The sequence below is a fragment of the Streptomyces sp. NRRL S-244 genome (assembly GCF_000717915.1).
Taxonomy (GTDB): domain Bacteria; phylum Actinomycetota; class Actinomycetes; order Streptomycetales; family Streptomycetaceae; genus Streptomyces.
Window position 1 is genome coordinate 22,245 of sequence record NZ_JOCX01000043.1, and the last position, 9,759, is coordinate 32,003.

Annotated in this window: 9 protein-coding genes; 4 read left to right on the plus strand and 5 right to left on the minus strand. The window is 72.5% G+C overall.

Going from position 1 to position 9,759, the window contains the following annotated elements; translation table 11 throughout:
- Nucleotides 1-93: 93 nt before the first annotated feature.
- Nucleotides 94-789 (minus strand): TerB family tellurite resistance protein, encoded by a 696-nt coding sequence (locus IF02_RS0130660; protein WP_030162783.1) that lies wholly within the window; start codon nucleotides 787-789, stop codon nucleotides 94-96.
- A gap of 160 nt (nucleotides 790-949) precedes the next feature.
- Between IF02_RS0130660 and IF02_RS0130665 the strand changes: the two genes are divergently transcribed.
- Complete coding sequence (locus IF02_RS0130665; RefSeq protein WP_030162785.1) at nucleotides 950-1,708, plus strand: SDR family NAD(P)-dependent oxidoreductase; 759 nt, start codon at nucleotides 950-952, stop codon at nucleotides 1,706-1,708.
- A gap of 60 nt (nucleotides 1,709-1,768) precedes the next feature.
- On the opposite strand, the gene leuA is transcribed toward IF02_RS0130665, so the two are convergent.
- The gene (gene leuA, locus IF02_RS0130670; protein WP_030162787.1) at nucleotides 1,769-3,532 is read right to left on the minus strand and encodes a 2-isopropylmalate synthase; all 1,764 of its coding nucleotides are present in this window, start codon (nucleotides 3,530-3,532) and stop codon (nucleotides 1,769-1,771) included.
- 364 nt (nucleotides 3,533-3,896) lie between these two features.
- Between leuA and IF02_RS0130675 the strand changes: the two genes are divergently transcribed.
- From IF02_RS0130675 to IF02_RS0130685, 3 genes are all read left to right on the plus strand, one after another.
- Complete coding sequence (locus tag IF02_RS0130675; RefSeq protein WP_030162789.1) at nucleotides 3,897-4,961, plus strand: M4 family metallopeptidase; 1,065 nt, start codon at nucleotides 3,897-3,899, stop codon at nucleotides 4,959-4,961.
- Nucleotides 4,962-4,971: 10 nt separating this feature from the next.
- A complete protein-coding gene (locus tag IF02_RS0130680; protein WP_030162791.1) occupies nucleotides 4,972-5,241 on the plus strand; it encodes a protealysin inhibitor emfourin in 270 nt (89 codons plus the stop codon).
- 103 nt (nucleotides 5,242-5,344) lie between these two features.
- Nucleotides 5,345-6,016, plus strand: a complete 672-nt coding sequence (locus tag IF02_RS0130685) for a class I SAM-dependent methyltransferase (protein ID WP_078622429.1) — start codon at nucleotides 5,345-5,347, stop codon at nucleotides 6,014-6,016.
- Here IF02_RS0130685 and era read toward each other — a convergent pair.
- From era to IF02_RS0130700, 3 genes are all read right to left on the minus strand, one after another.
- Entirely contained in the window at nucleotides 6,013-6,963 is a 951-nt protein-coding gene (gene era / locus IF02_RS0130690; RefSeq protein ID WP_037837453.1) for a GTPase Era, read from the minus strand. The two genes, IF02_RS0130685 and era, sit on opposite strands and share 4 nt — an antisense overlap.
- 235 nt (nucleotides 6,964-7,198) lie before the next feature.
- Nucleotides 7,199-8,506, minus strand: coding sequence for a beta-xylosidase (locus tag IF02_RS0130695; RefSeq protein ID WP_037837454.1), 1,308 nt, complete (start codon nucleotides 8,504-8,506; stop codon nucleotides 7,199-7,201).
- A gap of 108 nt (nucleotides 8,507-8,614) precedes the next feature.
- Nucleotides 8,615-9,649, minus strand: a complete 1,035-nt coding sequence (locus tag IF02_RS0130700) for a GlxA family transcriptional regulator (RefSeq protein ID WP_030162800.1) — start codon at nucleotides 9,647-9,649, stop codon at nucleotides 8,615-8,617.
- Between the last annotated feature and the right edge of the window lie 110 nt (nucleotides 9,650-9,759).

Consider the following 9,759-nt stretch of genomic DNA (forward strand, 5'->3'; position numbering starts at 1 on the left):
GGGGTGGTTTCAGTCGCACGAGGCCGGATCGTTACCCCGCCGAAGGCCTACCGAGCCCGTACCGAGGCCGAACCGAGGCCGTTTCGGTCAGCGTCACGGCGCCCGGACCGCCGACAGCAGGCGGGACACGTCCTCGGAGGCGATCCGCAGGGCGGCGCCCACCGTGGCGAGCACCTCGCGCTCGGCCGGGGTGTACGGGCCGTCCGCGAGGGCGATCCGCGCCCCCTGGAGCAGGATCGATTCTCGTCCGGGCCCGGCCAGGTGCGGAGCCAGCGGTTCCAGGGCCTCGTGGAGCTCTATCGCCAGCGCCGCCCCGCAGCACTCGGGGACGTCGTACAGCCCGAGCCGGCCCTCGTCGGTGGCCAGCGCCTCCACCAGGGACTCCAGCTGCTCCTCCGTGCAGTCCTGGAAGCCCGCCGCCCGTACGGCCGACACGGCGGCCTCCAGCGCGCCGCGCGAGGCGGTCCCGCCGGCCGCCAGGACGGCCAGCGTCACGGTGTGCACGGCGTCGCGCAGCATCGCCGAGAAGCGGGTGGTGGTCAGGTGGTCGAGGACCTCGGTCTCGAAGCGCTCCCGGCATCCCTGGCACTCGATGACGGGCCCGGCCGCTCCGCGCGGCAGCAGCGGGACTCCGAGGACCGTGAACCGGCGGCGCCCGGTGCGCCGGCGGTAGTTGCGGTCGCCACCGCAGTCGGGGCAGAAGAACTCCCCGTCACCCACGGTGCTCCAGGTGGTACGGATGCCCCAGACCGTCAGCTTCCGGCCGTCCCCACCCCGAACTGGCAGCACGTCGCACCTCCGTCACCTTCCGGCAGCATCGCCGGTTTGGCGTGATGTTAGCCACATCGATGAGGATCCGTCAGTCGTGTGACAAGACAACCTGCGCCACCCAGGGGACTTGGCCGAACTGCGCCCCCGCCGGTCTCCGTTTTTCCCTAGGCTCTGCCGCGTGAACGAGAAGTCCTGTCTGGTGACCGGGGCCGCGAGCGGCATCGGCAAGGCCACCGCCCTGTTGCTGGCCCGCTCCGGCGCCCGGGTCACCGCGGCCGACATCAATGGCCCCGGGGTCGGGAAACTGCGTACGGAACTGGCCGCCGAGGGCATCGGCATCACCGTGGTGGCGGGTGACGTCGCCGATCCGGAGGCCAACCGGGCGATGGTCGACGCGGCCGTGGAGGCGTACGGGAGGCTCGACGTCGCCGTGGCGAACGCCGGGGTGCTCCCTCTTTCGGACGTCAACGAGACCAGCCCCGAGGACTGGGACCGGGTCATGGCGATCGACGGCCGGGGCATGTTCCTGACCTGCAAGTACGCGATCGAGGCGATGACCGCGCAGGAGCCGCCCGGCGGGGCGCTGGTCTGCGTGTCCTCGGTCTCGGGGGTGGCCGGGCAGGCCCGGCAGGCGGCGTACGGGCCGGCGAAGTTCGTGGCGTCGGGGCTGACCAAGCACCTGGCGGTGGAGTGGGCGGCGCGCGGGATCCGGGTCAACGCGGTGGCCCCCGGCACCATCCGTACGGAGCGGGTGCTGGCGCTGAAGGACGAGCCGGGCGGCCCGGAGTACCTGGCGGAGGTCTCCGCGGCCCATCCGATGGGCCGCCTCGGCGAGCCGGAGGAGGTGGCCCGGGTCATCGCGTTCCTGGCCTCCGACGCGGCCTCGTTCGTGACGGGCGCGATCCTGCCGGTGGACGGCGGCTACCTGGCCCGCTGACTCCGGGAAAGGCGGAACCCCGCCCCTCCGGAGGGAGGGACGGGGTTCACGTACGAGGGGTCAGCGGCCCGCGCGGTTGACGGCGGAGATGACCGCCTTCAGGGAGGCGCGGGTGGTGTTGGCGTCGATGCCGATGCCCCACAGGACGCGGCCGTCGATCGCGCACTCGATGTACGAGGCGGCCACGGCGGAGGCGCCCTCGCTCATCGTGTGCTCGGTGTAGTCCAGCAGGCGGGCGTCGACGCCGATGCCGGCCAGCGCGTCGAAGAAGGCCGAGATCGGACCGTTGCCGGTGCCGTTCAGGACCGTCTCGACCCCGTCCACGACCGCCTCGACGGTCAGCGTGTCCGTACCGTCCTTGTCGGTGGCCGTCGAGCCCGAGCGCAGCTGGATGCGGCCCCACGGGTTTTCCGGGTTGGGCAGGTACTCGTCGGAGAAGACGTCCCAGATCGCCTTCGGCGTGACCTCGCCGCCCTCGGCGTCGGTCTTGGCCTGGATGATCCGCGAGAACTCGATCTGCATGCGGCGCGGCAGGTCCAGCTTGTGGTCGTTCTTCAGGACGTACGCGATGCCGCCCTTGCCGGACTGCGAGTTGACCCGGATGACCGCCTCGTAGGAGCGGCCGACGTCCTTCGGGTCGATCGGCAGGTACGGGACCGCCCACTCGATGTCGTCGACGGTGACGCCCTTGGCGGCCGCGTCGGCCTCCATGGCGTCGAAGCCCTTCTTGATGGCGTCCTGGTGGGAGCCGGAGAAGGCGGTGTAGACCAGGTCGCCCGCGTAGGGGTGGCGCGGGTGGACCTCCATCTGGTTGCAGTACTCGCTGGTGCGACGGATCTCGTCGATCTGCGAGAAGTCGATCTGCGGGTCGATGCCCTGCGAGAACAGGTTCATGCCCAGCGTGATCAGGTCGACGTTGCCGGTGCGCTCGCCCTGCCCGAACAGGCAGCCCTCGATGCGGTCGGCGCCGGCCATCAGGGCCAGCTCGGCGGCGGCGACGGCGGTGCCGCGGTCGTTGTGCGGGTGCACGGAGATGCAGACGTGCTCGCGGCGGGTCAGGTTGCGGGCCATCCACTCGAAGCGGTCCGCGTGCGTGGACGGCGTCGAACGCTCCACGGTGGCGGGCAGGTTCAGGATGATCTCGCGGCCCTCGGACGGCTGCCAGACGTCGCAGACGGCCTCGCAGACCTCCAGGGCGAAGTCCAGCTCGGTGTCGGTGAAGATCTCCGGGCTGTACTGGTAGCCGAAGGTGGTCTCCGGGCCCAGCAGCTTCTCGGCGTACTCCATGACCAGGCGGGTGCCGTCGACGGCGATCTGCTTGATCTGCTCCTTGGAGCCGCGGAAGACGACCCGGCGGAAGGTCGGGGCGGTCGCGTTGTACAGGTGCACGGTGGCGCGCTTGGCGCCGACCAGCGACTCCACGGTCCGCTCGATCAGGTCCTCGCGGGCCTGGGTCAGCACGGAGATGGTGACGTCGTCCGGGATCGCGCCCTCTTCGATGATGGAGCGTACGAAGGCGAAGTCGGTCTCGCCGGAGGAGGGGAAGCCGACCTCGATCTCCTTGTAGCCCATGCGCACCAGCAGGTCGAACATCTCGCGCTTGCGGGCGGGGGTCATCGGGTCGATCAGCGACTGGTTGCCGTCGCGCAGGTCGGTGGAGAGCCAGCGGGGGGCCTTGGTGACGCGGGCGTCCGGCCAGGTGCGGTCGGGGATGTCGACCTGCTCGTACCGGCCGTACTTGTGGATCGGCATCCCGGAGGTCTTCTGGGTGTGGGTCGCGTTGGTGATGGGCGTGGGGCGACCGACAAAAGGCTGCTGGCTCATGGCGTTGGGCTCCTCGCGTGTCCGCGTGTAGTTCGCTGGGACGGCCGACGGCGGTCGTAAAAACCGCAACACCAAACTCCGCGGGGAGGGGGTCGGCCTACGACTACAGACCCTCGCCGCGGCAGCTAAGGAGAAGCAGCCCGAAACGCATGATGGGCCGAGCCTAACCGAGCCGCGCCGTAACGCGAGGACCTGTTTCAGTATGCAAGACCGCCCTGTCCGATTTATACCGAATGTGAGCTACGCCGCTTTCCTCGATACAGGTCCGGTCGATCCGTCAACGCGGCGTGACCGCTTTCAGACAACTGAATGAATCATGGTTGCGGGTAGTGACACCGCCATGACCTGCTGTCACATTGCCGGGATGGATGCCTCCCACGTTCACCGCCACCCCGTCTTCTGCACGGTGGTCCCGCCCCACCTGCTCGACAAGATCGCCCAGTCCGAGGTGGTCCGGCGCGCCGACGCCGCCCAGCGCACCCTCGAACAGGACGCCCTGCTGCGCACCCGGCGCAACGTCACCACCCTGCGCGGGATCGCCCCCGCCCCGGAGACGCCCGTCGCCGACGAGCCCCGCCGGACCATCTACGACGCCCAGCACCGCACCCGGCTGCCCGGGAAGAAAGTGCGCGGGGAGGGCGGCGAGGCCACCGGCGACGCCACCGTCAACCGCGCGTACGCGGGGCTCGGCGCCACGTACGAACTGTTCCTGAAGGGCTTCGGCCGGCACTCGATCGACGACTCCGGGCTGGCCCTGGACGCGAGCGTCCACTACGGCCAGGACTACAACAACGCCTTCTGGGACGGGCAGCAGATGGTGTTCGGCGACGGGGACGGGGACATCTTCCTCGACTTCACCGTGTCGATCGACGTCATCGGGCACGAGCTCACCCACGGGGTCACCCAGTACACGGCGAACCTCGATTACCACGGGCAGTCCGGCGCCCTGAACGAGTCGATGTCCGACGTCTTCGGTTCGCTGATCAAGCAGTACTCGCTCGACCAGAGCGCCCAGGACGCGGACTGGCTGATCGGCGCCGGGCTGCTGGGCCCGAACGTCAGCGGGGTCGCGCTGCGCTCGATGAAGGCGCCGGGCACGGCGTACGACGACGACGAGCTCGGCAAGGACCCACAGCCGGCGACGATGGACGACTACGTGAAGACCTCGCAGGACAACGGCGGGGTGCACATCAACTCCGGCATCCCGAACCACGCCTTCTACCTCGTGGCGACCGAGCTCGGCGGCAAGGCGTGGGAGCGGGCCGGGCGGATCTGGTACGACACGCTGACGGGCGGCGAGCTGGCCTCGGACGCGGACTTCAAGGACTTCGCCCGGCTGTCGGTCGCGGCCGCGGTGGCCCGGTACGGGGACGGCGGAGCGGAGCACCAGGCCCTCCAGAAGGCGTGGTCGGCGGTCGGCCTGGGGTAGAAGGCAGGGCATGCGGATTCAGGTGGTGCGGACGGGCGGCTTCGCGGGCATCGAGCGCCGGGCCGAGGTGGACACCTCGGGCCGGCCCGACGAGGACGAGTGGCGGGCCCTGGCCCGGCTGGCGCTGCGGCCCGTCCCGCCCGCACCCGGGTCGGACCGGGTGCGGGACGGGTTCTCGTACCGGATCACCGTCGACGGCCGGACGGTCTCCTGCCAGGAGCCGAACCTGTCGGAGGCGCAGCGGACGCTGATCTCCCGGCTGCTGAAGGAGGGCGCCTGAGCCGTGTCTTCCGGCGTGTTGCCGGAACGGCGACGATGTTTGCCCGGCCCTGGGCCGCGGCGGAGCATCGGGGGGACAGGCAGCCGCACCGGAAGAGGTCCCCATGTCACAGCACCAGCACCACGCAGCCGCATCCGCGACCGGGTTCGCGCCCGAGTTCGTGGGCGAGGAGTTCTGGGACTCCCGCTACCGCGAGAGCGGCCGGATCTGGAGCGGGGAACCCAACGCCGTGCTGGTCCGTGAGGCCTCGGACCTCGCGCCCGGGCGCGCCCTCGACCTCGGCAGCGGCGAAGGCGGCGACGCCGTCTGGCTGGCCCGCCGCGGCTGGCGGGTCACCGGGACCGACATCTCGGGGGTGGCCCTGGAGCGGGCCGCCGGGCACGCCGCCGGGGCGGGCGTCGCCGACCGGATCGGCTGGGAGCGGCACGACCTCGCCGAGTCCTTCCCCGCCGGGGAGTTCGACCTCGTCTCCGCGTGCTTCCTGCACTCGTTCGGGGACTTCCCCCGCGCCCGGATCCTGCGTGGCGCCGCCGCGGCGGTGGCACCCGGCGGGATCCTGCTGGTCGCCGGCCACGCCGGCTGGCCGTCCTGGCAGCGGGACACCCGCCCCGAGGTCCACTTCCCGACCCCGGACGAGGTCGTGGCGCAGCTGGAGCTGCCCGAGGGCGCGTGGGAGGTCCTGCTCGCCGAGGAGCACGAACGGGTCCAGAACCTGCCTGACGGCACGCCCGGGACCCGTACGGACAACGCGGTGAAGGTGCGCAGGCTCCGCTAGAAGCCCAGCTTGCGGAGCTGCTTGGGGTCGCGCTGCCAGTCCTTCGCGACCTTGACGTGCAGGTCGAGGAAGACCGGGGTGCCGAGCAGCGCCTCGATGTGCTTGCGCGACTTCATCCCGACCTCCTTCAGCCGGGAGCCCTTCGGGCCGATGATGATGCCCTTCTGGCTGGGCCGCTCGATGTAGACGTTCGCGTGGATGTCCAGCAGCGGGCGGTCCGCCGGGCGGTTCTCCCGGGGGATCATCTCCTCGACCACGACGGCGATCGAGTGCGGGAGCTCGTCCCGTACGCCCTCCAGCGCGGCCTCGCGGATCAGCTCCGCGACCATGACCATCTCGGGCTCGTCGGTGAGGTCGCCCTCCGGGTACAGCGGCGGGCTCTCGGGCAGCAGCGGCGCGATCAGGTCGGCCAGCAGCTGGACCTGGGTGTCGCCGACCGCCGAGACGGGGACGATCTCGGCCCACTCGATGCCGAGCTCGGCGCCGAGCTGGTGGATCGCGAGGAGCTGCTCGGCCAGGGCCTTGGAGTCGACGAGGTCGGTCTTCGTCACGATGGCGATCTTGGGGGTCTTCTTGATCCCCGCGAGCTCCTTCGCGATGAACTTGTCGCCGGGGCCGAGCTTCTGGTCGGCCGGCAGGCAGAAGCCGATCACGTCGACCTCGGCCCAGGTGGTCCGCACGACGTCGTTCAGCCGCTCGCCGAGCAGCGTGCGCGGCTTGTGCAGACCGGGCGTGTCGACCAGCACGAGCTGGGCGTCGGGGCGGTGCACGATGCCGCGGACGGTGTGGCGGGTGGTCTGCGGCCGGTTGGAGGTGATCGCGACCTTGGTGCCCACGAGTGCGTTGGTCAGGGTCGACTTCCCCGCGTTGGGGCGGCCGACGAAGCAGGCGAAGCCCGCACGGTGCGGGGCGGTGGACTCGGGGGAACGATCGCTCATACGGGCCATTCTCCCCGATGCGGGTCCCAGCGCCGACCAGCCCGCCGCGAGGAGGGCGAGGGCGCCCGCGAGAACGGCCGCGAGCGGGGGCCGGGCGGCGTGGCCGGTGGCGGCGCGGGCGACGGCCCCCGCGGCCTCGGCGCGCACCGTGACCTCGGCCGAACGGCGCCGAGGATCCCGGCCGTCCCGCCCACCAGGGCCGCGGCCCTGCCCGTGGGCCGGGGCGGGAGCCGCGGAGCGGGGATCACAAGAGGGTCAGGGTCAGGACCGCCCGGTACGCACCGGGTGGGGTGTACGGCGGCACCGTGAGGGTGACCGCCGCGTCGATGGTGAACGTCCCGCCCGCCGGAGCCCCGTCCGGCGCGGACGCCAGCACCGCCCCCTGCGGCCCGACCACCCCGGCGCCGCCCGCCACGCACCGGCTCGGGCTGTCCGGCGCGGCCGTGCACGTCGGGGTCCAGCTCAGCGAGGCCCCCGGGATCCGGACCCCGCCCGGGCCCGTGAACTCCGTGACCTTGCCGATCAGCGACCATCCCGCCGGTCCGCCCCTGGCGTCCTTGACCGTGACGGTCCCGATCCGGCCGGGGGCGGCGCCGCGCTCCCCGTACGGGACCGCGCCCAGCGTGATCGACTCCCCCGCCTGGGTCATCGTCAGCGCGCCCGGCTCGACCACCGCCGTCACCTTCCGCGTGCCCGGCGGCGCGGGCGCCGCGGCGACGACCGTGTACGCCGCCGGGCCCGATCCCTGCTGCGCCGACCACGCCGTGCCCTCGTACGCCACCACCGCCGTCGTCGCCCTGTCGGTGACCGGCAGCTCCGCCACGACCGCGCCCCGCGCGTCCGCCGTGGCCGCCACCCGGTCCGCGGTCTCGGCGGCGCCCGCCCGGCCGGCCACCGTCACGGCCGCGCCCGGGGCGAAGCCGGCGCCGGCGACCTTGACCTCGGCGCCCGGCTTCCCGTACGCCGCACCGAGCGCGAGCGATCGCAGGTTGGCCCGGGTGGGGGTCCCCCCAGCGGTGGCTGGGGGAGGACTCGCGGTGAGCCGTTGCGACACAGGCGCCCCGGTGACGGCACAGTCGGTGTCCAGGTCCAGCAGGTGGTTGGTGTGCAGGGTGTAGCCGCCCGGGGCCAGGGTGATCCCGCCGGCCCCGGTGACGGTGAACGTGCCGGTCATGGTGACGGCCGGCAGCCCCGCCCCTGCCTGGACGGGGTCGTTCCGCTTCGCCCCCACGACGGTGACCTCACCGCTCTGCGCACCCCCCAGCAGGATCCGCCCGGTCGGGGTCAGCACGTCGGCCGGGAGCTCGGCGTCGATCGGGTTCACGGCGGGGGTCCGGGCCACCTGGTACGTCACGGTGACCGTGTCGCCGACCTTCGGCGCCGGGTCGTCGACCGTGATCCGGGCCGTGGTCGGCCCGTCGGCGGGCGGCAGACCGGCCTCCTGCGGCGCCACGCAATGCGTCGGGAACTCCACCTGCCCGGGCGGCGCCTCCCCTTCGGCCGCGGCGGGCGGGCTCAGCGCGCCCCCGGCCGTCGCCGCGAGGGCGGCCATGCCGAGGCCCACCGACCATCTCCTGCTGCCCGCCCGTGTTCGCACGGCCCGCCCCCTACGTTCCCTCGCGCCGACAGGGGGCCATTCACGAGCGGACGGCGGGAGAAGTCAATGCACGGACCCGGCATCAACTGATGGCCCATCAGGAGATGGCGGACTTGGGGACTCCCCGTGTCCACCGGCCGCACGGAACGTGCGCCGGTACGCCGTCGGGCTCACCCCCAGCGCCGCCTGCACGTGCTTGCGCAGCGACTGCGCCGTCCCGAACCCCGTCTCCCGCGCCACCTGTTCCATCGGCAGATCCGTCCGCTCCAGCAGCCGCCGGGCCCGCTCCACCCGCTGGCCGACGATCCACTCGCCGGGGCTGACCCCCGACTCCTCGCGGAACCGGCGCGTGAACGTCCGTACCGACATGGCCTCCTGCCGGGCCAGGTCGGCCAGCCGTACCGGCTCCTGCAGCCGGTCCAGCACCCACGCGCGGGCCGCAGCCGTACTGGCCAGCTGCTCCTGCGGCACCGGCCGGTCGATGAACTGGGCCTGCCCGCCGTCCCGGTGGGGCGGTACGACGGTCCGCCGGGCCACGTCGTTGGCGACGGCCGCGCCGTGGTCGCGGCGCACGATGTGCAGGCACAGGTCGATGCCGGCCGCCACCCCCGCCGAGGTCAGCACGTCCCCGTCGTCCGTGTAGAGCACCCCGGCGTCCACCCGCACGGCCGGGAAGAGCCGCTGGAAGTGCTCGGCGTGCGCCCAGTGCGTGGTGGCCGGGCGGCCGTCCAGGAACCCGGCGGCGGCCAGCACGTACCCGCCCGTGCAGATGGAGACGAGCCGCGTCCCGGGCCGGATGCGGGCGAGCGCCTCGGCGAGCTCGCCGGTCAGCCGGCCCTCCTCGTACACCGGCCCCAGCTCGTACGAGGCGGGCACCACCACGGTGTCCGCGGTGTCCAGCAGCTCGGGACCGTGCTCGACGTGGACCGCGAAATCGGCGTCCGTGCGCACCGGCCCGGGGGCGAGGGCGCAGGTGAGGATCTCGTACAGCGGCGCTCCGGCGGGATCCTTGGCGCGACCGAAGATCCGATGCGGGATGCCGAGCTCGAAGGGCAGCAGCCCGGTGAGTGCGAGGACGACGACGCGGTGAGGGGCCATGGCCCAATCATATCGAAGGGTGTCGGTCAGGCCACTGTCGTGCGGGGCCCTCCCGGCCGGAAGCTGGCTGCGTGACGCAGACAGCACCGAAGCCCCAGCCCACCCCCGCC

Coding starts and splice junctions, on each gene's coding strand:
- leuA (WP_030162787.1), bottom strand. CDS start 3,532: ATGAGCCAGCAGCCTTTTGTCGGTCGCCCCACGCCCATCACCAACGCG.
- IF02_RS0130675 (WP_030162789.1), top strand. CDS start 3,897: ATGGATGCCTCCCACGTTCACCGCCACCCCGTCTTCTGCACGGTGGTC.
- IF02_RS0130680 (WP_030162791.1), top strand. CDS start 4,972: ATGCGGATTCAGGTGGTGCGGACGGGCGGCTTCGCGGGCATCGAGCGC.
- IF02_RS0130685 (WP_078622429.1), top strand. CDS start 5,345: ATGTCACAGCACCAGCACCACGCAGCCGCATCCGCGACCGGGTTCGCG.
- era (WP_037837453.1), bottom strand. CDS start 6,963: ATGGCCCGTATGAGCGATCGTTCCCCCGAGTCCACCGCCCCGCACCGT.
- IF02_RS0130695 (WP_037837454.1), bottom strand. CDS start 8,506: ATGGCCGCCCTCGCGGCGACGGCCGGGGGCGCGCTGAGCCCGCCCGCC.
- IF02_RS0130700 (WP_030162800.1), bottom strand. CDS start 9,649: ATGGCCCCTCACCGCGTCGTCGTCCTCGCACTCACCGGGCTGCTGCCC.